The following is a 20,560-nucleotide window of genomic DNA, read 5'->3' as shown; positions in this document are numbered from 1 at the left end:
ATCGATCAAGTCTTTCAACTTGATCGGAGACTGCTCTAAGGCGCGAGGGGTCTCGGCGGGACGTGAGGTCGGGCGGCAGGAAGGCCCGGACGCGGCGCGCGCCTCGTATCGGACGCGGCGCGTGCTTTCGATCAGACGCGGCGCGTGAGGCCCGGCGGATGCACGGCAATCCGCCGGGCCGCCGAACGCTTCGGCGTGTCGTTCATGGCGAGGAGGGCGGCCGCGAGCGTCACCGGCCAGACGGCCGCGACCGGCAGGGCGATCAGAACCGCGACGGGCAGGCTGCGGCCCTTGGCGGTGAGTTCGGCGACGGTGCTCGCCAGGAAGACGGCGGCAACAGTGCCGTAGCAGACGGTCAGGAGGGAGAGGAAGGCGGTCCAGACCATGGGTCTACTCCGTGAGAATGCTCCAGGCTCTTCAAGCTGGAGCGATGTCTTTTCGATCCGACGTGTCCGTCCGATCGAAAAGGCGCTCTGGCCGGCGAGGGTCCGGGCCAGGACCGGGCCGGTTTCGGGGCGGGTCCGCCCCGCCCGAGCACCGGTCCGGCCGTCGTGCCGTTAACGAGCCTTAAGGTTGAAGCTGGTCCCAATTGGTTAAGGAAACGTGAAACGGGCGCGGTTCGGCTGCGCCTCTTCGGATCGGTCCGATCTCAGATCGGCGGGGGATCGGGCAGCACCTCGTCGATGCGCACCCAGTCGCCGCCCCGCTGGGTGGAGAGGATGCTCGCCTGCATGAGCGCCAGGCTGCGGATGTTGTCGGCCCCGGAGGAAAAGCCCGGCGGCGTGCGCCCGGTGGCGACCGCCTCGGCGGCCGCCGCCAGGGTGCCGGCCCGGTCGAAGTGCGGCACGTCCGGCAGCGCCAGCCGCTCGGCGGGCTTGTCGCGCGGGCGGAGCACCACGCTGTCGCGCGCGAACCGCTCGTGGCCGTGGCCGCGCGAGGTGAACCAGATCTCGCCGCCGTCGCAGTCGATCGTCCACTCGCCCGCCCAGGCGGTGGAGGCGCCGCCGCTCATCCAGGAGCCGCGGTAGCTGACGATGGTGCCGCCGGAGAACTCCACCGTGGCGACGCCCACCGGATGGTTGGCGAACGGGCTGCCGGGGAGGTTCCAGGTCCGGCAGGAGACCGCCCGCGGCTCGTCCTTCAGCACCATGCGCATCAGGTCGAAGTGGTGGATCGACATGTCGGCGAGGAGCGGATCGGGGAAGTCCCAGTAGCGGTAGCCGATGGTCGGCGCGTGCTGGCGGAACTCGATGCCGACGAGGCTCACATGGCCGAGCGCCTGGCGGGCGATGAGATCGGCGGCCATGAGCGGCGCCGGATAGTGCCGGTAGTTCTGGCTGACCATCAGCACGAGGCCGCGTTCGGCGGCAAGGTCGACGAGTTCGCGCGCCTCCGCGATGGTGGTCGTGAAGGGCTTCTCCACGATCACGTGCTTGCCGGCGAGAAGCGCCTGGCGGACCACCGGATGGTGCGCCTCGGTGCGCAGGGTGGCGAGCACCAGGTCGGCGTCGGTCGCCTCGAGCGCCGCGTCGAGGGAGGCGTAGAGCCGGCCCTCCTCCACCCCCAGCATGGTGGCGACCCGGTCGCGCGCCTCGGCGGCGCCGTCCACGTAGGCCACCATGTCGACGCTCTCCACGGTCGGGATCACGCTCTGCGCCCAGTCGAAGCCCCAGTGGCCGAGCCCGACCTGGATCACCTTCACCATGACCGCAGTCCTTTCTCTTTCGAGGGTGTCGTCGTCATCGCTCAGCCGCAGCTCACCGCCGCCACCCGGCCGCGCCCGTCGAGTTCGAGCGTCAGCCGGTCCGAGCGGTAGTCGCGGGTGACGAAGTCGCCCGGCCGGACGATCCGCACCTCGCTGGCTCGCGAGCGCCGCCCGGCGGCATCGATCACCCGGCCAGACGCCCGCTCGCCGAGGGCGAAGCGCGCCCGCTCGGCCACGCAGCCGGGTCCGACCGGCGGACGCCCGCCGTAGATCGGGCTGTCGATCGGACCGGGGCCGGGCCCGAGCGGCGGCCCCGGCGGGCCGGCGACCGGCACCGCGACGCAGCCGGCAAGCCCCGCCGCCGCAAGGACAATGGCCGCGGCTGCCCGCCGGGCCGTGCTCCGGGCCGCGGGTATCCGGGCTGCCGCCGAACCGATCCATCCCTGTGCCATGGGTCTTCTCCTTGCCGATGAGGGCGGCGTCATGGCGCATGGCCATGCGCCGCCCCGTGGCGTCCGCCGTCGTCCGCCTTTCCTGCTGAACGGATGCCGGGACGGGCTTGTTCCCCATGGCAACGACAAAGCCGGCGATCGCGGCCGGGCGCCCCCCGCAAGTGCGGCGCGGCAGCACCCGGCGCCGATGGCGGAACCTATGGCTCGGCCGCGCGTTCGGTTGCAGTCGGCGTGCGCCCATCGCACCCGCCGGCGGGAGGGGGCAGTTGCAGGCAAAGCCGGGCAACGACGGCGTGCGTCGTCGGCCGTGGCCGGACGGAGCCGTCGCGGCTCGTCCTGCGGACGTTCCTTCCTGTCGACCATGAGACCCATCATCCGGCCGCCAAGGTCTGGTCCGGATCCAAGAGAAGAGGCACGCGCCCCATGGCGTCACCCGATCAGGCCCGCTTCGCCGCTCTGTTGGCGGCCGACCGCGACCGCATCCTCGCCGCCTGGATCGGCGCGCTGAAGGCGGCCGGCACCGTCGGCCAGGGCCGCATCACCGCCATGGAGATGGAGACCCAGGCCCGCGAGATGCTCGGCCATCTGGTCGCGGCGATCGGCGAGGCCGGTTTCGACGCCAAGGCGCCCGCCTACGGGCGCCTGCGCGACGGTCTGGCGGAGATCTCCCGTACGCGCGCCATGCAGGGCTTCTCGCCGAGCGAGACGGCCGCCTTCGTGTTCTCGCTGAAGCGGCCGCTCCACGAGGCGATCGCCCGGGCCGAGGGGCTGGATCCGGCGGCGGCCGCCGAGATCGGCGTGGAGGCCTCCGTCCTCGTCGACCAGTTCGGCCTCCTCACGGTGGAGGCCTACCAGAAGCGCCGCGAGGAGGTGATCATCCGCCAGCAGCGCGAGATCGCCGAGCTCTCCACCCCGGTGGTGAAGCTCTGGGACGGGGTGCTGGCGCTGCCGCTGATCGGCACGCTCGACAGCGAGCGCACCCAGGTGGTGATGGAGAACCTTCTCCAGTCCATCGTCGACCACTCGGCCGAGATCGCCATCATCGACATCACCGGCGTGCCGACCGTCGACACCCTGGTGGCCCAGCACCTCCTGAAGACCGTGGCCGCGGCCCGGCTGATGGGCGCCGACTGCATCATCTCGGGCATCCGGCCGCAGATCGCCCAGACCATGGTGCACCTCGGCGTGGAGCTCAACGTGGTGTCCAAGGCGACCCTCGCCGACGCCTTCGCGGTGGCGCTCCGGCGCATCGGCCGTACGGTGGTGCCGGCCCGCCCGGCCGCCTCGGCACAAGGCTGAGGCGCGCCGATGGACCGCATCCCGATCCTGAAGATGGGCAGCGCGCTCCTGGTCACCATCCAGGTGGACATGCAGGACCGCCTCGCCATGGCCCTCGAAGAGGACCTCACCACCCGCATCGCCCAGACCGGCGCGCGCGGCGTCCTCATCGACATCTCGTCCCTGGAGATCGTCGACAGCTTCATCGGCCGCATGCTGGACAGCATCGCGGCGGTGTCCCGCCTGCTCGATGCCCGCACCGTCGTGGTCGGCATGCGCCCCGCCGTCGCCATCACCCTGGTGGAGCTCGGCCTGACCCTCACGGGGGTCGCCACGGCGCTCGACGTGGAGCGCGGCATGGCGCTTCTTGGCGAGCGGATCGCCGGCGCGGAGGGCTTCGATGCCGGTGACATCCTCTGACACGATGGAGATCCGCACCTCGGACGACATCGTGAGGGTTCGCCAGAAGGTCCGCGACCTTGCCGTCGGGATCGGCCTTGGGCTCGTCGACCAGACCAAGATCGTCACGGCCGCGAGCGAGATCGCCCGCAACACGCTCGACTACGGCGGCGGCGGCACGGCCCGGGTCGAGGTGATCGAGGAGGGGTTTCGACGCGGCGTCCGGGTCACCTTCGAGGACGAGGGGCCGGGCATTGCGGACGTCACCCGCGCCATGCAGGACGGCTTCACCACCGGCGGCGGCCTCGGCCTCGGTCTCAGTGGAGCAAAACGCCTGTCGAACGAGTTCTCCATCCAATCCGCAGTCGGCGTCGGCACGCGGATCATGATCGCGCGCTGGAAATCCGGATGATGCAGACCTTGCCCGTCGAGGCCGAAGGCCACGTGGCGGACGCCCGACGGCGCGCGGTGGCGCTTGCCGAAAGCGGCGGCTTCTCCGAGACGGATGCCGGCCGCGTGGCCATCGTGACGACCGAGCTCGCCACCAACCTGAAGAAGCACGGCGGCGGCGGGGAGATCCTCGCCGCGCTCTTTGCCGACGAGACCGGCGCCGGCCTGGAGCTGATCGCCCTCGACCGCGGCCCCGGCATGGCCGACGTGGCGGCCTGCCAAGAGGACGGCTATTCGTCCGCCGGCAGCGCCGGCCAGGGCTTCGGCGCCATCCGCCGCCTCTCCGACGCCATGGCGGTTGCCTCCTGGCCGGGCCTCGGCACGGCGGTGGCGGTGCGCCTCGTCCGCAGCCCGCGCCCGCGCCGCCTCGCCTGGCCGGCCATCGGCGCCGTGTCGGTGGCGCTGGCCGGCGAGGAGGTCTGCGGCGACGCCTGGGCGGCCCGCCAGGGTAGCGGCGGGTGCGCCGAGGTTCTGGTCGCGGACGGGCTCGGCCACGGTCCCGGCGCCGCCACCGCGGCGGTCGAGGCGGTGCGGGTGTTCCGCGCCGCCGAGGAGGGCACCGCGCCGCGCCGCCTCCTGGAGATCGCCCATCAGGCCCTGAAGGCGACCCGCGGGGCGGCGGTCGCCACCGCGCGCATCGAGCGGGAGGCGAGACGCGTGGTCTTCTGCGGGCTCGGCAACGTGGCCGGCGTCATCGTGCGGCCGGCCGGCGTGCGCCGCCTCGTCTCGCACAATGGCACCGCCGGGCTCGCCCTCCACCGGCTCGCCGAATTCGCCGAGCCGTTCGGCGCCGCCGACCGGCTGGTGCTCCATTCCGACGGCCTCACCACCTCCTGGAGCCTCGACCGCTACCCGGGCCTTGCCGAGGCGCCGCCGATCGTCGCCGCCGCCCTCCTCTACCGCGACCACGCGCGCGGCCGCGACGACGTGACGGTGCTGGTCGCCGGGCCGTTCGCGGACCGGACCGACGGCACGCCCGAAGGCGCAGCCTCATGACCCGGCCGCTCCTTGCCCTTTCGCTCGACAGCGAGACCGACCTGGTGCTGGTGCGCCAGCAGGCCCGGCGGATCGCCGAACTGGTGGGCTTCGACCGCCAGGACCAGACGCGCATCGCCGCCGCCACGTCCGAACTCGCCCGGGCGGCGCTCGGCGGCGGCGGCGGGTCGGTCGACTTCCGCATCGACGGCGGCGAGACCGACCAGGCGCTCGCCATCGCGATCCGCGGCCGGCTCCGCCCGGAGATCGCCGAGGCCTCCGCGGCCGAACCCGCCGGCCGGGGCGGTCCGTCCGGCATCGCGGCCGCCCGCCGGCTGATGGACCACTACGACCTGACGGCCGAGCCGGGGGGCGGTCACGCCATCCTGGTGCAGAAGCGCCTGCCGCGGAACCGCCGCGTCGGCGCCGACCGGATGCGGGAGATCGGCGAGACGGTGCGCCGCGAGCCGGGCGGCGACGCGCTGGAGCTCCTGCGCGAGCAGAACCACGAGCTCGTCCTCTCCTTCGCGGAGCTGCGCAGCCGCCAGGAGGAGCTGCAGCGGCTGAACCGGGAGCTGGAGGACACCAACCGGGGCATCGTGGCGCTCTATTCCGAGCTGGACCAGAAGGCCGAGCAGCTGCGCGAGGCGAGCGAGCTGAAGTCCCGCTTCCTCAGCTACGTCAGCCACGAGTTCCGCACGCCGCTGAACTCCATCCTCGGGCTCACCCGCATTCTCCTCGACCGGCTGGACGGCGACCTCAGCGCCGAGCAGGAGCGGCAGGTCGTCTACATCCGCCAGTCCGCCGACAGCCTGACCGAGCTCGTCAACGACCTCCTGGACCTTGCCAAGGTGGAGGCCGGCCGGCTGGAGCTGAAGCCGACGGTGTTCGCCGTGGCGGACCTCTTCGCGGCCCTTCGCGGCGCCCTGAAGCCGCTTCTGACCACGAGCGCGGTCGACCTCGTGCTGGAGATCGCGCCGGGCATGCCCCGCCTTCGCACCGACGAGGGCAAGGTCGGCCAGATCCTGCGCAACCTGATCTCCAACGCCCTGAAGTTCACCGAGGCGGGCGGCGTGCGCGTGGAGGCCTCGGTCGGCCCGACCGGGACGGTGGTCTTCTCGGTCGCCGACACCGGCATCGGCATCGCGCCGGAGCATCTGGACAAGATCTTCGAGGAATTCAGCCAGGTGGACGGGCCGCTGCAGCGGCGCCAGAAGGGCACGGGCCTCGGCCTGCCGTTGTCGCGCAAGCTCGCCCAGCTGATGGGCGGCAGCCTGGACGTGGAGAGCGCCGTCGGCGAGGGCTCCCTCTTCCGCCTCACCCTGCCGGCCGCCGTGGCCGTCGGCGACGACCCGATCGCCCCGCCTAAGAACCGGCCGCCGTCCGCCGCGGCGGTCCGGCGCCGGGTCCTGGTGGTCGACGACGAACCCGCCTTCCGCTACCTCGTCCGCCAAGCGCTCCGCGACGTGGCGGATATCGACATCCTGGAGGCCGCGGACGGCGGGGCGGCGGTCTCGGCTCTGGCCGACGTGGTGCCGGACCTTGTCCTCCTCGACCTGGAGATGCCCATGCTGGACGGATTCGGCGTGCTGGCGGCGGTCCGCCGCGACCCGCGCCTTCGAGCCGTGCCGGTGGTGGTGGCCACGTCGCACCCCATCACGGCCGACCTCAAGGCCCGGCTGCCGGGCGTCGACGCCCTGTTGCCGAAGAGCGCGCTCGACCGCGCCGCCATCCTGGAGGCCCTCGGCCTCGCGGAGGCCATCGGCCGGAGGGAAACCCTCGGCCTCGCGGAGGCCCTCGGCTGGACGGAAACCAGCCCATGACCGGCATCCTCCTCAACGTCGACGACACGGAGACGAACCGCTACGCCAAGGCGCGGGTGCTCCGGCACGCCGGCTTCACCGTGCTCGACGCGGCGAGCGGCAGCGAGGCGCTGGCGCTGGTGGCGAGCCGGCGGCCCGATCTGGTGCTTCTCGACGTGAACCTGCCGGACATGACCGGCCTCGTGGTGTGCGAGCGCATCAAGGAGACCTGGCCGGACATCCTGGTGCTGCAGACCTCGGCGCTCTACGTGAGCGCCGGCCACCGGGTGCGCGGCCTTGAAGGCGGCGCCGACGCCTACCTGTCCCAGCCGGTGGAGCCGGACGAGCTGATCGCCACGGTGCGGGCGCTCCTGCGCATGCGCCAGGCGGAGGAGCGGCTCCGCGCCAGCGAGGCGCGCATGCGCTTCGCCCAGGAGGTGGGCGGCGTCGGCACCTGGGAATGGGACCCGGAGACCGACACCCACACCTGGTCGGAGAGCAACTACCGCCTCGTGGGCGTGCCGCTGGACACGCCGCTTGACGCCGCCGTGGCCAATTCGACCGTGCATCCGGACGACCGCGACCGGGTCGAGCGCACCGCCCGCGAGTCGGTCGCCGCCGGGACCCCGTTCACCATGGAATACCGGGTGATCCATGCGGACGGCAGCCAGCGCTGGCTGCTCGCCCGCGCCGACATCCTCGACCAGCGGCCCGGCGGGGGCCGGCTCGTCGGCATCAACATCGACCTCACCCGCCAGAAGCAGGCGGCGATCCGCCAGAAGGTGCTGATCCAGGAGCTGCACCACCGGGTGAAGAACACGCTCACCATCGTGCAGGCGATCGCCCGCCAGACCCTGCGCGGGCCCGGCATGGACACGGTGGCGCTCGCCGCCTTCGAGAGCCGGCTCGCCAACCTTGCCAACACCCACGACCTCTTGATGCGCGACGACCTGATCGGCGGCACCCTGCAGGCCATCGTCACCGAGGCGGTGGCGCCCTACGCGGGCGGCAACCGGGCCCGCTTCACCTTTTCCGGCCCGAGCGTGGACATCGCGCCGCGCGTCGCGGTGCCGATCGCCATGGCGCTCCACGAGCTTGCCACCAACGCGGCCAAGTACGGGGCGCTCTCCAACGAGAGCGGGTCGGTGGCGGTCGCCTGGGCGGTGCTGCCGCACGACCGCCTGTCGCTCTCCTGGACCGAGAGCGGCGGCCCGGCCGTGACGCCGCCGACCCGCCAGGGCTTCGGCTCGCGGCTGATCGAGCGGGTGCTCGCCCACGAGCTGGAAGGCTCCGCCCGGCTCGACTACCGGCCGGACGGCATCGTCTGCCAGTTCGACGTGGCGAGCCGCTGACCGGCGGTCGCCGGTCTGGCCCTCCAGTGACCGGCGGTCGCCGGTCTGACCTTCCCAGTGACCGGCGGTCGCCGGTCTGGCCCTCCAGTGACCGGCGGTCGCCGGTCTAGCCCTCCAGCGCCGCCTCGCCCGTCCGCCGGCTGGTGAACCAGCGGCGGATCAGCGGCGGCAGGACCAGGAGCAGCAGGGCGGCGACGAGCAGGCCGGCGGCGAGCGGCCGGGTGGCGAACACGGTGAGGTCGCCTTGCGAGGTGATCATCGCGCGCCGGAACTCCTGCTCGGCGAGCGGGCCGAGGATCAGGCCGATGATCACCGGCGCGGTCGGGAAGTCGTAGAGCCGCATCAGGAGCCCGAGGACGCCGACGCCCAGCAGGAGGCCGAGGTCGAACACCGAGCGGCTGACCCCGTAGGTGCCCACCATGGCGAACACCAGGATGCCGGCGAACAGATAGGGCTTGGGCACCTTCAGCACCTTCACCCAGAGGCCGATCAGCGGCAGGTTGAGGACCAGCAGCATGACGTTGGCCACATAGAGGCTGGCGATCAGCGTCCAGACGAGGTCGCCGTGGGTCTTCAGGAGCATGGGGCCGGGGTTGATGTTGTAGCTCTGCAGCGCCGACAGCATGATGGCGGCGGTCGCCGAGGTGGGCAGGCCGAGCGTCAGCATGGGCACGAGCACGCCCGCCGCCGCCGCATTGTTGGCCGCCTCCGGCCCGGCGACGCCCTCAATGGCGCCGTGGCCGAACTCCTCGGGCTTCTTGGAGAGGCGCCGCTCCATGTAGTAGGAGAGAAGCGTCGGCACCTCGGCGCCGCCGGCCGGCATGGCGCCGATCGGAAAGCCGATGAGGGTGCCGCGGATCCAGCCCTTCCAGGACCGGCTCCAGTCCTCCTTCGACATCCAGAGCGAGCCCGCCACCGGCACGATCTCGTCGCGGCCCATCCAGTGGCGGCCGGCGAGGTAGAAGGTCTCGCCGACGGCGAAGAGGCCGACGGTGATGACGATCACGTCGATGCCGTCGAGGAGCTCCGGCTGGCCGAAGGTGAAGCGCGCCTGGCCGGTCTGCAGGTCGATGCCGACGAGGCCGAACAGGAGCCCGAGGAAGAGGCTGGTGAGGCCGCGCACGCGGCTGTCGCCGAGCACCGCCGAGACGGCCACGAAGGCCACCACCATCAGGGCGAAATACTCCGGCGGGCCGAACTTCAGCGCGAAGTCGACGATCACCGGGGCGAGGAAGGTGATGCCGAGGACCCCGAAGGTGCCGGCCACGAAGGAGCCGATCGCCGCGGTGGCGAGCGCCGGCCCGCCGCGGCCGCGCCGGGCCATCTTGTGCCCCTCGAGCGCCGTCACGATGGTGGCGCTCTCGCCCGGCGTGTTGATCAGGATGGACGTGGTGGAGCCGCCGAACATGGCGCCGAAATAGATGCCGGCGAACAGGATGAGGGCGTTGGCGGCCTCCACCTTGAAGGTGATCGGCAACAGGAGCGCGATGGTGAGCGCCGGCCCGAGGCCCGGCAGCACGCCGACCGCGGTACCGAGGGTGACGCCGACCATGCACCAAAGAAGGGTGATCGGGGTGAGCGCCTGGGCGAAGCCGTTGGCGAGATCGGCGAACGCGTCCATCAGAGCAACCTCTCGATCAGGCCGTCGCCCATGCGAAGGCCGAGCAGCTTGGCGAACACCGTGTAGGCCGAGAGCGCGATCAGGAAACCGAGCGGCGCCGACAGCCACACCCGCCGCTCGCCGAAGGCGAGGGTCGCCAGGGTGAAGAGGGCGGTGGCGGCGAGGATGAAGCCCGCCTGACCGACGAGCGCCATGGCGGCGAGGAAGCCGGCGACGACGAGGCCGACCGCCTTCATGTCCAGCCGCTCGTCCGGCCGCTCGGTCGCTTCCGCCTGCCAGCGTCCGCGCCAGGCGTCGAGGAAGAGGAGGACGCCGAGCCCGCAGAGGCAGGCGCCGATCGCATAGGGAAAGGCGGTGGGGCCGACCTTGGCGTACATGGGCGAGGTCGGGGCCGCCATCGTGGTGACGATGACGCCGATGCCGGTGCAAAGGACGGCAAGCGACACCGCGACGGTGCCGGGGCGAAGCTGGCTGGCCATGGCGCTCGGAGATCTCCCGCGATGCTTGAGGAGGAGGCGCGCGGCCCCGCGGCGCCGGCGCGCACGGAGGCGCGCCGGGCCGCGGTCCCGCGGTCGTCGGAAAGGGCCGGCGACACGCGCGGGGAGCGGCCTTCAGCCGCCGCCCGCGCGCGCCCGTTCAGGCGAGGCCGAGCGTCTGCAGGATGCCGGTGATCCGGGTCATCTCCTCGTCGATGGTGGCCGCGAAGGCGTCCGCCGGCTGGTAGACGTCCAGCCACTCGCGCTTCTTCACCTCGGCCTGCCACTCGGGCGACTTCACCATGGCGTCCACCAGGGCGGCGAGCTTGGCCTTGTCCTCGTCGGTGATGTCCGGCGGGGCGAACACGCCGCGCCAGTTGGTGAAGGTCACGTCGACGCCCTGCTCCTTGAAGGTCGGTACGTCGATGCCGGCGATCCGCTCCTCGGCCGAAATGCCGAGCGCCCGGATGGCGCCCGCGGCCACCTGCTCGGAGAACTCGCCCCAGCCGGAGATGCCGCAGGAGACCTGGTTGCCGAGGATGGCCGCCTGGGCCTCGCCACCGCCCGAATAGGCCACGTAGGCGAGCTTGGTGACGTCCGCGCCCACCGCCTTGGCGACGAGGCCGGCGGTGATGTGGTCGGTGCCGCCCGCGGATCCGCCGGCCCAGGTGACGGCGGCCGTGTCGGCCTTCAGCGCCGCCACCAGGTCCTGCAGGGTCTGGAACGGGCTCTCCTTCGGCACGACGATCACCTCGGTCTCGCCGATCAGGCGGGCGATCGGGGTGACCATGGACAGGTTGACCGGGCTCTTGTTGGCGATGATGGCGCCGATCATCACGAGGCCGCTGACCATCAGGCCGTCGCCCTGGCCGCCCCACTGGTTGATGAACTGCGGCAGGCCGACGGTGCCGCCGGCCCCGCCGACGTTCGTCACCTGGGCCGAGCCGACGAGGCCGGCGGTGCGCATCACCTGCTCCATGGTGCGGGCGGTCTGGTCCCAGCCGCCGCCCGGATTGGCCGGCACGAAGAAGCGCACCTGCTCCAGGATCTGCTCCGCATGGGCGAAGCGGGCGGTCATCGGCAGCGCCGCGGCGGCCGCGAGCACGGCCAGCGCCTGACGTCGATCGAACTTCATGGTCTCTCCTCCCAAGGGTTCGGCCATCCTGTCGGACGGCCCGGCGATCGCCGGGCACGCGCGCCGCCGGTCCCGGTCGGGGAGCCGTCGGCCGCGGGGGCGGGATCGCTCTTCTCCACATCGGCCTCCCGATCGAACCGCCTCCACGGTCGATCAGCCGATCCTCCCTACCTATCGCCGCAACCTGTCAGGATCCTGTCATGGACGGTTCGGCGGGCGGCTCTTGCGGACGGGCTACCCGGTCTGCCACGGTCGGCGCCGGCGGAAACGGCACTCCGGGGAGGCAGCGCGATGGACGGGCGAAGGGACGGGCGCATGCGCCAGGGCCGCCGGCGTCCGTTCGCCTTCGCGGGGTGCCTGACTGCCCTTGTGGCGGGGCTCGCCCTCGCGGCGGGGTTCGTCCTTACCGCGGCTGCGGACGCGCGGGCGGCGGACCTGGTGGTCGCCGGATCCACCGACCGCTCCGCCATGGACCCGCTGCTCGCCGGCTTTGCGGCCGCCCACCCGGACGTGCGCGTGACCTATCTGGAGCGCGACACGGTGGACCTCTACGAGGCGGTGGTCGGCGGGGCCCTCGACCCGGCGCCCGACGTGGTGATCTCCTCGGCCGCCGACCTGCAGATCCGCCTCGTCAACGACGGCCACAGCCGGCCCTACCGGTCCGCCGCCACGGCGCGCCTGCCGGACTGGGCGCGCTGGCGCGACGAGGCCTTCGGCTTCACCTTCGAGCCGCTCGTCTTCGTCACCAACCGCACCCTCCTGCCGAAGGCGGCGGCGCCGCGCACCCGGTCCGCCCTCGCCGCCCTCATCCAAGGCCGCCCGGATCTTGCCGGCCGGGTCGCCACCTACGACGTGGAGACGAGCGGCGTCGGCTATCTCACCTCCAGCCTCGACGCCCTCCTGATGAGCGACTACTGGCCCTTCGTCGACGCGGTGAGCGACGGCGGGCTCCTCACCTTCTGCTGCACGTCCGACGTGATCGACGCGGTGGCGGACGGGCGGGCCGCCGTCGGCTACAACGTGCTCGGCTCCTACGCGCTCGCCCGCCAGGCCGCCGGCACGCCGATCGACATCGTCTACCCGGAGGACTTCATGGCGGTGGTGAGCCGCGTCGCCCTCCTGATGCGGCAGAGCCCGAACCCGGACGCCGCCGAGCGCTTCCTCGACTATCTGCTCTCCGTGGAGGCGCAGCGGGTGCTCGCCCGCGAGGCGCTGCTCTCGGCCATCGACCCGGCGGTCACCGACGGCTTCGGGCAGGCGAGCATCCGGGCCGACGCCCGCGGCCCGATCCGGCCGATCGCCCTCAACGCCCAGCTCCTCGCCCTCACCGACCCGCTCCGCCGCGCCCGCTTCATCGCGCTCTGGCTGTCCGTCGTCCGCGCCCCGTGACACGAGCGTGCGCCACCCGGCGGCGCGCGACACGACCCATTCACGGCTCCGAAGGGATTGCGAAGGTATAAATCCGCACGCGATGGAGGCTTTTTGCAGCGGCGGGGTGCGGAGTTGAAGCTGATCGTCCAGATCCCCTGCCACAACGAGGCGGCCACGCTTTCGGCCGTGGTGGCCGGCATTCCGCGGACGATCGCCGGCGTGGACCGGGTGGAGGTCCTGGTGATCGACGACGGGTCCACGGACGGCACCGCCGAGATCGCCCGGGCGGCCGGGGCCGACCACGTGGTGCAGAACGTCGGCCGGCTCGGCCTGGCGCGCAGCTTCCGCCGCGGGCTCGACACCGCGCTCCGGCTCGGCGCCGACATCATCGTCAACACGGACGGCGACCACCAGTATGACGGCGCCTCGATCCCGGCGCTGATCCGGCCGATCCTGGACCGGAGCGCCGACGTGGTCGTGGGCGACCGCAACCCGGGCGACGCGGCGGCCTTCTCGCCGATGAAGCGCCGGCTGCAGCGGATGGGCTCGGCGGTCGTCAGCACCCTCTCCGGCCTCAAGATCGGCGACGCGGTGTCGGGCTTCCGGGCCTACAGCCGCGAGGCCGCCATGGGGACCATCGTCCACAGCCCGTTCAGCTACACGACGGAGACGCTGGTCCAGGCCGGCCATCGCGGGCTCGTGGTGGCGTCGGTCCCGATCCGCACCAACGCGGTGACCCGGCCGTCCCGGCTGGCGCGGTCGATGACCGTCTTCCTGCGCAAGCAGGCGATCACCATCCTCAGAAGCTATCTGCTCTATCGCCCGCTCCGGGTGTTCGGCACCCTCGGGCTGGTGGTGTCGGCGATCGGCGCCATTCCGATCGCGCGCTTCCTCTTCTTCTGGGCGACCGGCGACGGGGACGGGCACGTGCAGTCCCTGGTGCTCGGCTCCACGCTGATCATGCTCGGCTACGGCACCCTCCTGATCGCGCTCCTGAGCGACACGGTCGCGACCAACCGGCGCCTGCTCGAGGCGACCCTGGAGCGGATCCGCCACGTGGAGTACGCCCTCTCGGCCCGGGACGCGCCCGCCGCGACCCCGTCCGCCGATGCGGGCGACGCTCCGCCGGCCGGAAGGGCCGACGCGTCGCATGCCGCCTGAGCGCGCCGCCCTCCTGGTCGCCGCCTGCGGCATGGCGGCCGCCGCCCTCCTGGTGCTCGACGTGGCCGGCTGGTCGACCGGCGAGCCGAGCGGCAGCCAGATCTACAACCATTATGCCCTGGCGCTCATGGACGGGCGGTTCGACGTGCCGATCCGGGCGATCGGCGGCGAGGGGCACTACGACCCGTCGGGCCGCGCCTTCGTCTACTACGGCCTCGCGCCGCTGGTGCCCCGCTTCCTCGCCGTGCCCTTCCTGGACATCCGGACCGCGGCGCTGCCGGCCTTCACAATCTGGCTCGGGGCGGCGGTCGGATCGGCGGCCTACCAGTGGGCCTTCCTCCGCCTGCTCCGACGGTCGGCGGGCCCGGCCGGCGCGCCGATGCTCGCGGTGGTTCTCGTGTCCGTGCTGGCGTGGTTCGTCTCGCCCGGGCTGCTTCTTGCCGCCAACACCGCCGTCTACCACGAGCCGATCGCGGTCGCCTACGCGGCGAGCGGCCTCTTCTTCGCCCTCATGGTGTGGGCCGCCCATCTCGGCGCGGCGCCGGCCGCGATCCTCCTTCCCGCCGCGCTTCTCGCCGCCCTTTCCCTATTCGCCCGGCCGCACGTGGCGGTCGGTCTCTATGCGGGCGTCGCCATCCTGGCGCTCGTCGACCTCAGAACCCACGGGCGGATCGCCGTCGGCCGCGCGGTCGGCGCTGGGCTGGTGCTGGCGGCGGCCGGTGGCGCCCTCCTTCTCTTCAATCAGGCGCGCTTTTCCGACCCCTTCCTGATGCACGGCAGCTTCGAACCGGGTCCGCTCCAGTACGGCACGGTCTTCTGGTCCTTCGAGGACGCGGCGTCGAGCCGCGCGCGCGTCTTCACCGAACAGGGCCGCTTCCACCCGCTCCGCATCCCCGCGAACCTCTTCATGCACCTCATCATGTCGCCGTCCGCCGTGGTGGAGCGGGTCTATGCGGCGCTGAGCGCGCCGGTCGGCGCCGGCCGGCTGGAAGGCCCGTTCGCCGGGGTCGTCAGGCTGTGGCTGCCGTGGCTCGCGATCGCCGTTGTGGGCTTCGCCACGCGGATGCGGCCGGCAGGCGCCTGGGCGGCCGGCGCCTGGACGGCGGCGGTCGCGAGCGCCGCCATCCCGGTTCTCATCCTCCTCAGCTATCCGACCGTGACGCTCCGCTACCGGCTGGAGATCTTCCCGCTCCTGGCCGTCGTCGCCGCCATGGGCCTGACGGGCCTTGCCGCCCGGACCGGCGCGTCCTGGCGCGGGGCGACCGGGGGGCTGGCCGTCGGCCTCGTCCTCTTCGGCACGGTTGGCACCGCCGTCACCGCCCGCCACTACGCAACCTATTTCACCGATATTCCGGAGTTCGTGACCTGGAGCCGGCCCTTCTGCGAGACCATGGTGCGCGCCAAGGGCCTGCCGAACGCCGACCTCGACCAGCTCTGCCGGCTCTGAACGGAAGGTTTCCCCGATGTCCGCCACCGCCTCCGCCGTCCTGAAGTCCGCCTATGTGAAGGCCGTGCGCGTGGCGGCCGGCACGGTGGCAAGAAGCGGCCTCGGCCGGGTGCTGGAGCGGCGGACGGGCCGCCGGTCCGTGCGCTGGCTCGGCAGCCTCGGGGCGATCCACGACATCGACGCCATGGTGGCCCTCGACGTGCCCTGGTGGACCTATCGGGCCATCGAGACGGTGGAGCGCTTTCTCGCGGACCGTCCCGGCGCCGCCGTGTTCGAATACGGCAGCGGTGCCAGCACGGCCTGGCTCGCCCGCCGGGCCGGCACGGTGACGAGCATCGAGCACGACGCCGCCTGGTATGGCGAGACCGGCCGGGTGGTCGCCGGGGCCGCCCATGTCGACCTCCGGCTCTGCCCGCCGGATCCGCCCGGGGCCTACGACCCGGCCTTCCGCTCCGGCAAGCCGGGGGCGGCCCACGCGAGCTTCCGGCGCTATGTGGAGGCGATCGGGTCCGAGGGACCGGGCTACGACCTCATCGTGATCGACGGGCGGGCGCGCGCCGCCTGCCTTGCGGCGGCGGTGGACCGGCTGGCGACGGGCGGCCTCATCGTCCTCGACAACTCCGAGCGGCGTCGCTACCGGGCCGCCGTCGCGGCGGCCGTGGCGCGCGGCTTCGTGGCGGAGCGGCTTCGCGGGCTCGTGCCGGCGCTGCCCTACCCCGGCGAAACCACGCTGCTCCGGCGTGCGGACAGCCGTCCATGACACCCGGTCCGGCCGGATGGGTGCGGCGCGCCGGGCGGTCGGCGGCGGCGCTCCTCACCGTCCTGGCGCTCGGCTACATGGCCGTCGCCCTTGTCGACGCCTGGCCGTCGCTCACCGAGCGCGGCGTCGGCGCGGACGAGATTGGCGCGCTCGCCGGCCTCGCGCTCGTCCACGCCCTGGCGCTGCTCCTCCTGGCGGAGAACTGGCGGGCCGGGATCGACCTTGTCGGCGGCGGCGCCGTGGCGCCGCCGGTCGCCCGGCGGGCGTTCACCGACACCCAGGTGGCCAAGTATCTCCCCGGCAACGTCCTCCATCTGGCGGCCCGCCACGGCGTGCTGGCCCGCGCCGGGATGAGCCACGGCGCGCTCGTCGCCGCGCTCGTCCTTGAGTCGCTCGTGCTGGTGCTCGCCGCGGTCCTCGTCGGCGCCCTGGCGCTTTCCGTCGCCGTATCCGCCGGCGACCTCCACCCGGCGGGACGAGCGGACGGAATTCTGGCGACGCTGCCGGCCTTTCTCGATCCGGTACCGGGGGACGGCCACGCGGTCGTCGGCGGCGGCCTGATGGTCCTCTTGATCGCTCTAACCGTCGGGGCGCTCGCCCTCGCCGGCCGCCTGCCCGCGATCCCTTGGCCGCCGGTTCCGGCCCGCCGCCTGCTCGCGACCGGCCTACCCTGCCTTCTGCGGGCGATGATCTTCTTTGCCGTCCAGGGCACCCTCTTTGCCGCCGTCCTGTCGGGTCTCGACACGTCCGTCCCGGCGAGCCTTGCCGTGGCGGCCAGCGCCGTCGCGTGGGTCGCGGGCTATCTGACGGTCGGCGCGCCCGGCGGTCTCGGACCGCGCGAGGTCGTGCTGGTGGCGCTTGTCGTCGGGCTCGGCGGCGGCGCGGACACCGCCGCGGCCGTCGCCGCCGCGCTCTTCCGACTGGTGACCATGCTCGGCGACGGGTTCGTGCTGGCGATCGGCCGTCTGGCGTTCCGGTCCGGCGACGGCGGTCTGGCGGCGGCGCCCCGTTGAGGCCGCGCCCTCCGCCTTTCGGCATTCGGCGGCGCGCTTGGAATCAGTGGTAGCCGGGGATCAGTGGTAGCCGGAGGATTGCACGTCCTCGGCCACCTTGCCGCGAAACACCCAGTAGGCGTAGGCGGTGTAGACGAAGGTCAGCGGCATCACCACCGCATAACCGATCAGCGCGAAGGCCTGCGATTCCGGCGCGCTCGCCGCCTGCCAGATCGTCATCGACGGCGGAATGAGGAAGGGAAAGAGGCTGACCGCAAGGCCGAGGAAGCCGAAGAGAAAAAGGGTGATGGAGAGGAAGAAGGGCGCCCGCTGGCCGCTGCCGCGTAGGCTCCGCCAGATGGCGAAGGCCGTCAGCCCGGTGAGGATGGGCACGGGGGCGAGCACGACCACGTTCGGATAGGAGAACCAGCGCCGCTCGATGTCGAGCCCGAGGAAGGGCACCCACAGGCTGACGACGGCCATCATCACGATGGTGGCGATCAGGAAGTGCTCCGCCTTCCGCCGGGCCCAGAGCTCCAGGTCGCCGGTGGTCTTCATCACGCACCAGGTGGCGCCGAGGAGGCCGTAGCCGGCGACGAGGCCGAGGCCGGTGGTCAGGCTGAAGAGGCTCAGCCAGTCGAAGGTGCCGCCGCCGAACTGGGTGCCGTCCACCTCGAATCCCTGCACGAAGGCCCCGAGCACCACCCCTTGCGAGAAGGTCGCCAGCAGCGAGCCGTAGTGGAAGGCATAGTCCCACACCCGCTTGGAGGCGTCCGCCTTGAAGCGGAACTCGAAGGCGACGCCCCGGAAGACGAGGGCGATCAGCATGACGAGGAGCGGGATGTAGAGCGCCGGCAGGAGGATCGCGTAGGCGAGATAGAACACCGCCAGGAGCCCGCCGCCGCCGAGGATGAGCCAGGTCTCGTTGCCGTCCCAGATCGGCGCCACCGAGAGCATCATCCGGTCGCGCCAGGTCTCGCTGCGCGCCGCGGTGAAGAGGATGCCGACCCCGAGGTCGAAGCCGTCCGCCACCACATACATGGCGACCGCGACGGCAAGGAGCGCGGCCCAGACAAGCGGCAGCCAGAGGCCGGGGCCGGTCAGCCCCTCGGGCGCGAACAGGGTGAGGATGTCCATCATCGGGTCGGCTCCTCGTCAGGGGTCCCGTCGGGCCGCCAGCCAGGGCGACGCGGCCGCTTCGGGCGTGCGGATGTCATTCCGCCGGGTGGCTGCGGTGGCCCGGCCGGCCCTCCAGGCTCTCGTCCGGATAGGAGAGGGGCCGTTTCGGCTTGCGGTCGAGCCGGTCCTCGAAGTCGCCGCCGCGCAGCGCCTCCTCGATCGGCTCCGGACCCTTGCGCAGGAGCTTCGTCAGGTAGTAGCTGCCGAAGCCGAACACGACCGCGTAGGCGAGGATGAAGCTGACGAGCGAGAAGGCCACTGCCCCGCCGCTCACCGGCGACAGGGCGTCGGCGGTGCGCAGTTGGCCGTAGACCACCCACGGCTGGCGGCCGATCTCGGCGGTGAACCAGCCGGCGAGCACGGCGCCGAAGCCCGACGGCGTCATCAGCATAGTGGCGGTGAGGAAGGCCCGGTTGGTGAAGAGCGTGCCCTTCCAGCGGAGAATGAGGCTCCAGGCGCCGAGGCCCAGCATCAGGAAGCCGATGCCGACCATCACCCGGAAGGCGAAGAACACCGGCAGCACCGGCGGCCGCTCGTCGCGCGGCACGTCCTTGAGGCCCGGCACCACCCCGTCATAGGCGTGGGTCAGCACCCAGGACCCGAGGTTCGGGATGCCGATCTCGTAGTGGTTTGTCTCCGCCGCCTCGTCCGGGATGGCGAAGAGCCGGAGCGGCATGTTGGCCTGCCGCTCCCAATTGCCCTCCATGGCGGCAAGCTTGGTGGGCTGCTCGGCCAGCACGCCGAGCCCGTGCAGGTCGCCGAGGACGATCTGGATGGGGGCGCAGATCGCCGCGAACCAGAGCGCCATGGAGAGGGATCGCCGCGCGCCGACCACCTTCTCGGCCGGCATCTCCCGGGCCCGGAGGATCATCCAGGCCGACATGCCGGCGACCGCGAAGGCGGTGGTGAGATAGCAGCCCATCACCATGTGGGCGTAGCGGTAGGGGAAGGAGGGGTTGAAGATGATCTGCAACCAGTCCACCGGCAGCGCGATCCCGTTCTCCACCCGGAAGCCGGCGGGCGTCTGCATCCAGGAGTTCGCCGAGAGGATCCAGAAGGCCGACACCAGGGTGCCGAACGCCACCATGCAGGTGGCGAAGAAGTGCAGACGGTTGCCGACCCTGTCCCAGCCGAACAGCATGATGCCGAGAAAGCCCGCCTCCAGGAAGAAGGCGGTGATCACCTCGTACTGGATGATCGGCCCGAGGATGTTGCCGACGAATTCCGCGTAGCGCGACCAGTTGGTGCCGAACTGGAAGCTCATCACGATGCCGGATACGACCCCGAGTCCGAACGAGACGGCGAAGATCTTCACCCAGAACCGGAACAGGCTGCGGTAGAGCTCGTTGCCCGTCCGCAGCCAGTTGAACTCCAGCGCCACAAGGAAGCTGGCGAGGCCGATGGTGAAGGCCGGAAAGATGATGTGGAAGGAGATGGTGAAGGCGAACTGGATGCGCGACAGCATCAGGACGTCGAGTTCCATCACGTCTCCTCCGGTTCACCGTGACCCTAACCGCCGGGCCGCTCCCGAAGTTCGCAACGCGAACATGTTTTTTGCCCTTGATCGGCCGACCGTGAGCCGCCCACCCGTCCGCCACCCGCGGGACACAACCCGGTCCGCCCGCACGGCTCCCGGTCCAACCCGCATCGCCCGCCACGCCCTCCCCTCCTCCTCGCTCGTCATGGTCCGCGCAGGCGGACCACCCACGCATTTCACAGCGCATGCGGTCGGAGCGCGCGCGTTCGGCGATCTGCTGTGTGCCCGCATCGCGGCGATCCTCCGCTCGCCCCAACCCTCCACCGCCCACCCTGCCGGCGCGCTTTCCCCGCGCCGCCGCTTTTGGGCGTCCCCAGAACGCACGAAAGCCCCGGCGAGGGGTCTCGCGCGGGGCTTTGGTGTTTGGGTCTGGTCGTCGTGGAGAAGACGTGTGGGCCGGGCATCCTTGTGTGCCGGTCCGGTCGGAACAGGCTGATGCTCGGGGTTGTCTCGTGAGGGCGCCTTTCG

General features: G+C 72.0%; 19 protein-coding genes. 11 read left to right on the top strand and 8 right to left on the bottom strand.

The annotated features are described in order from the left end of the window. Nucleotides 1-131 precede the first annotated feature (131 nt). The 3 genes from BUQ68_RS20565 to BUQ68_RS23915 form a co-directional block, all read right to left on the bottom strand. Entirely contained in the window at nucleotides 132-386 is a 255-nt protein-coding gene (locus BUQ68_RS20565; RefSeq protein ID WP_075217905.1) for a hypothetical protein, read from the bottom strand. 263 nt (nucleotides 387-649) lie between these two features. Continuing rightward, nucleotides 650-1,705 (bottom strand): Gfo/Idh/MocA family protein, encoded by a 1,056-nt coding sequence (locus tag BUQ68_RS20560; protein ID WP_083656769.1) that lies wholly within the window; start codon nucleotides 1,703-1,705, stop codon nucleotides 650-652. A 41-nt stretch (nucleotides 1,706-1,746) separates the two neighbouring features. Further along, nucleotides 1,747-2,157, bottom strand: a complete 411-nt coding sequence (locus tag BUQ68_RS23915) for an I78 family peptidase inhibitor (protein ID WP_175577874.1) — start codon at nucleotides 2,155-2,157, stop codon at nucleotides 1,747-1,749. A gap of 423 nt (nucleotides 2,158-2,580) precedes the next feature. On the opposite strand from BUQ68_RS23915, the gene BUQ68_RS20550 reads away from it, so the two are divergent. Genes BUQ68_RS20550 through BUQ68_RS20525 form a run of 6 tightly spaced genes read left to right on the top strand, consistent with a single transcriptional unit; the run spans nucleotide 2,581 to nucleotide 8,413 of the window. Then, a complete protein-coding gene (locus BUQ68_RS20550; protein WP_075217904.1) occupies nucleotides 2,581-3,456 on the top strand; it encodes an STAS domain-containing protein in 876 nt (291 codons plus the stop codon). A gap of 9 nt (nucleotides 3,457-3,465) precedes the next feature. Beyond that, entirely contained in the window at nucleotides 3,466-3,855 is a 390-nt protein-coding gene (locus BUQ68_RS20545; protein ID WP_075217903.1) for an STAS domain-containing protein, read from the top strand. Next, nucleotides 3,836-4,246, top strand: coding sequence for an anti-sigma regulatory factor (locus BUQ68_RS20540; RefSeq protein WP_075217902.1), 411 nt, complete (start codon nucleotides 3,836-3,838; stop codon nucleotides 4,244-4,246). Before BUQ68_RS20545 ends, BUQ68_RS20540 begins: the two co-directional genes overlap by 20 nt. Continuing rightward, nucleotides 4,243-5,280, top strand: a complete 1,038-nt coding sequence (locus BUQ68_RS20535) for a SpoIIE family protein phosphatase (RefSeq protein WP_075217901.1) — start codon at nucleotides 4,243-4,245, stop codon at nucleotides 5,278-5,280. The genes BUQ68_RS20540 and BUQ68_RS20535 overlap by 4 nt, the downstream gene beginning before the upstream one ends. Next, nucleotides 5,277-7,082 carry an ATP-binding response regulator gene (locus BUQ68_RS20530; RefSeq protein ID WP_075217900.1) on the top strand — a complete coding sequence of 602 codons (1,806 nt, stop codon included), beginning with the start codon at nucleotides 5,277-5,279 and terminating at the stop codon, nucleotides 7,080-7,082. The genes BUQ68_RS20535 and BUQ68_RS20530 overlap by 4 nt, the downstream gene beginning before the upstream one ends. Continuing rightward, on the top strand, nucleotides 7,079-8,413 hold the full coding sequence (locus BUQ68_RS20525) for an HWE histidine kinase domain-containing protein (RefSeq protein ID WP_075217899.1): 1,335 nt from the start codon (nucleotides 7,079-7,081) through the stop codon (nucleotides 8,411-8,413). The genes BUQ68_RS20530 and BUQ68_RS20525 overlap by 4 nt, the downstream gene beginning before the upstream one ends. A gap of 106 nt (nucleotides 8,414-8,519) precedes the next feature. Here the strand turns inward: BUQ68_RS20525 and BUQ68_RS20520 are convergent, their stop codons facing one another. From BUQ68_RS20520 to BUQ68_RS20510, 3 genes are all read right to left on the bottom strand, one after another. Then, nucleotides 8,520-10,034 (bottom strand): tripartite tricarboxylate transporter permease, encoded by a 1,515-nt coding sequence (locus BUQ68_RS20520; RefSeq protein WP_075217898.1) that lies wholly within the window; start codon nucleotides 10,032-10,034, stop codon nucleotides 8,520-8,522. Beyond that, nucleotides 10,034-10,513, bottom strand: coding sequence for a tripartite tricarboxylate transporter TctB family protein (locus tag BUQ68_RS20515; RefSeq protein ID WP_075217897.1), 480 nt, complete (start codon nucleotides 10,511-10,513; stop codon nucleotides 10,034-10,036). Before BUQ68_RS20515 ends, BUQ68_RS20520 begins: the two co-directional genes overlap by 1 nt. A gap of 157 nt (nucleotides 10,514-10,670) precedes the next feature. Then, nucleotides 10,671-11,645 carry a Bug family tripartite tricarboxylate transporter substrate binding protein gene (locus BUQ68_RS20510; protein ID WP_075217896.1) on the bottom strand — a complete coding sequence of 325 codons (975 nt, stop codon included), beginning with the start codon at nucleotides 11,643-11,645 and terminating at the stop codon, nucleotides 10,671-10,673. A gap of 291 nt (nucleotides 11,646-11,936) precedes the next feature. Here BUQ68_RS20510 and BUQ68_RS20505 point away from each other — a divergent pair, with 291 nt between their 5' ends. The 5 genes from BUQ68_RS20505 (at nucleotide 11,937) to BUQ68_RS20485 (ending at nucleotide 17,397) form a co-directional block, all read left to right on the top strand. Next, nucleotides 11,937-13,034: an ABC transporter substrate-binding protein gene (locus tag BUQ68_RS20505; RefSeq protein ID WP_175577873.1), complete on the top strand. Its 1,098-nt coding sequence runs from the start codon at nucleotides 11,937-11,939 to the stop codon at nucleotides 13,032-13,034. Between the two features lie 114 nt (nucleotides 13,035-13,148). Next, a complete protein-coding gene (locus tag BUQ68_RS20500; RefSeq protein WP_075217894.1) occupies nucleotides 13,149-14,177 on the top strand; it encodes a glycosyltransferase family 2 protein in 1,029 nt (342 codons plus the stop codon). Further along, complete coding sequence (locus BUQ68_RS20495) at nucleotides 14,167-15,624, top strand: hypothetical protein (protein ID WP_139315287.1); 1,458 nt, start codon at nucleotides 14,167-14,169, stop codon at nucleotides 15,622-15,624. Before BUQ68_RS20500 ends, BUQ68_RS20495 begins: the two co-directional genes overlap by 11 nt. Before the next feature lie 16 nt (nucleotides 15,625-15,640). After that, complete coding sequence (locus tag BUQ68_RS20490; protein ID WP_075217892.1) at nucleotides 15,641-16,384, top strand: O-methyltransferase; 744 nt, start codon at nucleotides 15,641-15,643, stop codon at nucleotides 16,382-16,384. Beyond that, complete coding sequence (locus BUQ68_RS20485) at nucleotides 16,381-17,397, top strand: hypothetical protein (protein ID WP_075217891.1); 1,017 nt, start codon at nucleotides 16,381-16,383, stop codon at nucleotides 17,395-17,397. Before BUQ68_RS20490 ends, BUQ68_RS20485 begins: the two co-directional genes overlap by 4 nt. Before the next feature lie 60 nt (nucleotides 17,398-17,457). Here BUQ68_RS20485 and cydB read toward each other — a convergent pair whose 3' ends face one another. Together cydB and BUQ68_RS20475 are read right to left on the bottom strand one after the other, a co-directional pair. After that, entirely contained in the window at nucleotides 17,458-18,516 is a 1,059-nt protein-coding gene (gene cydB / locus BUQ68_RS20480; RefSeq protein WP_245293333.1) for a cytochrome d ubiquinol oxidase subunit II, read from the bottom strand. Nucleotides 18,517-18,589: 73 nt separating this feature from the next. Beyond that, the gene (locus tag BUQ68_RS20475; protein WP_075217890.1) at nucleotides 18,590-20,038 is read right to left on the bottom strand and encodes a cytochrome ubiquinol oxidase subunit I; all 1,449 of its coding nucleotides are present in this window, start codon (nucleotides 20,036-20,038) and stop codon (nucleotides 18,590-18,592) included. Nucleotides 20,039-20,560: the final 522 nt, after the last annotated feature.

This window comes from Mongoliimonas terrestris (assembly GCF_001927285.1).
GTDB lineage: Bacteria > Pseudomonadota > Alphaproteobacteria > Rhizobiales > Pleomorphomonadaceae > Chthonobacter > Chthonobacter terrestris.
This window is presented reverse-complemented; position numbering and strand designations above follow the sequence as displayed.

What these genes read in the sequence shown, in the direction of transcription:
- BUQ68_RS20505 (WP_175577873.1), top strand. Translation starts at nt 11,937, where the DNA reads ATGGACGGGCGAAGGGACGGGCGCATGCGCCAGGGCCGCCGGCGTCCG.
- BUQ68_RS20565 (WP_075217905.1), bottom strand. Translation starts at nt 386, where the DNA reads ATGGTCTGGACCGCCTTCCTCTCCCTCCTGACCGTCTGCTACGGCACT.
- BUQ68_RS20490 (WP_075217892.1), top strand. Translation starts at nt 15,641, where the DNA reads ATGTCCGCCACCGCCTCCGCCGTCCTGAAGTCCGCCTATGTGAAGGCC.
- BUQ68_RS20525 (WP_075217899.1), top strand. Translation starts at nt 7,079, where the DNA reads ATGACCGGCATCCTCCTCAACGTCGACGACACGGAGACGAACCGCTAC.
- BUQ68_RS20475 (WP_075217890.1), bottom strand. Translation starts at nt 20,038, where the DNA reads ATGGAACTCGACGTCCTGATGCTGTCGCGCATCCAGTTCGCCTTCACC.
- BUQ68_RS20530 (WP_075217900.1), top strand. Translation starts at nt 5,277, where the DNA reads ATGACCCGGCCGCTCCTTGCCCTTTCGCTCGACAGCGAGACCGACCTG.
- BUQ68_RS20540 (WP_075217902.1), top strand. Translation starts at nt 3,836, where the DNA reads ATGCCGGTGACATCCTCTGACACGATGGAGATCCGCACCTCGGACGAC.
- BUQ68_RS20520 (WP_075217898.1), bottom strand. Translation starts at nt 10,034, where the DNA reads ATGGACGCGTTCGCCGATCTCGCCAACGGCTTCGCCCAGGCGCTCACC.
- BUQ68_RS20485 (WP_075217891.1), top strand. Translation starts at nt 16,381, where the DNA reads ATGACACCCGGTCCGGCCGGATGGGTGCGGCGCGCCGGGCGGTCGGCG.
- BUQ68_RS20515 (WP_075217897.1), bottom strand. Translation starts at nt 10,513, where the DNA reads ATGGCCAGCCAGCTTCGCCCCGGCACCGTCGCGGTGTCGCTTGCCGTC.
- BUQ68_RS20510 (WP_075217896.1), bottom strand. Translation starts at nt 11,645, where the DNA reads ATGAAGTTCGATCGACGTCAGGCGCTGGCCGTGCTCGCGGCCGCCGCG.
- BUQ68_RS20495 (WP_139315287.1), top strand. Translation starts at nt 14,167, where the DNA reads ATGCCGCCTGAGCGCGCCGCCCTCCTGGTCGCCGCCTGCGGCATGGCG.
- cydB (WP_245293333.1), bottom strand. Translation starts at nt 18,516, where the DNA reads ATGATGGACATCCTCACCCTGTTCGCGCCCGAGGGGCTGACCGGCCCC.
- BUQ68_RS20545 (WP_075217903.1), top strand. Translation starts at nt 3,466, where the DNA reads ATGGACCGCATCCCGATCCTGAAGATGGGCAGCGCGCTCCTGGTCACC.
- BUQ68_RS20535 (WP_075217901.1), top strand. Translation starts at nt 4,243, where the DNA reads ATGATGCAGACCTTGCCCGTCGAGGCCGAAGGCCACGTGGCGGACGCC.
- BUQ68_RS20550 (WP_075217904.1), top strand. Translation starts at nt 2,581, where the DNA reads ATGGCGTCACCCGATCAGGCCCGCTTCGCCGCTCTGTTGGCGGCCGAC.
- BUQ68_RS23915 (WP_175577874.1), bottom strand. Translation starts at nt 2,157, where the DNA reads ATGGCACAGGGATGGATCGGTTCGGCGGCAGCCCGGATACCCGCGGCC.
- BUQ68_RS20560 (WP_083656769.1), bottom strand. Translation starts at nt 1,705, where the DNA reads ATGGTGAAGGTGATCCAGGTCGGGCTCGGCCACTGGGGCTTCGACTGG.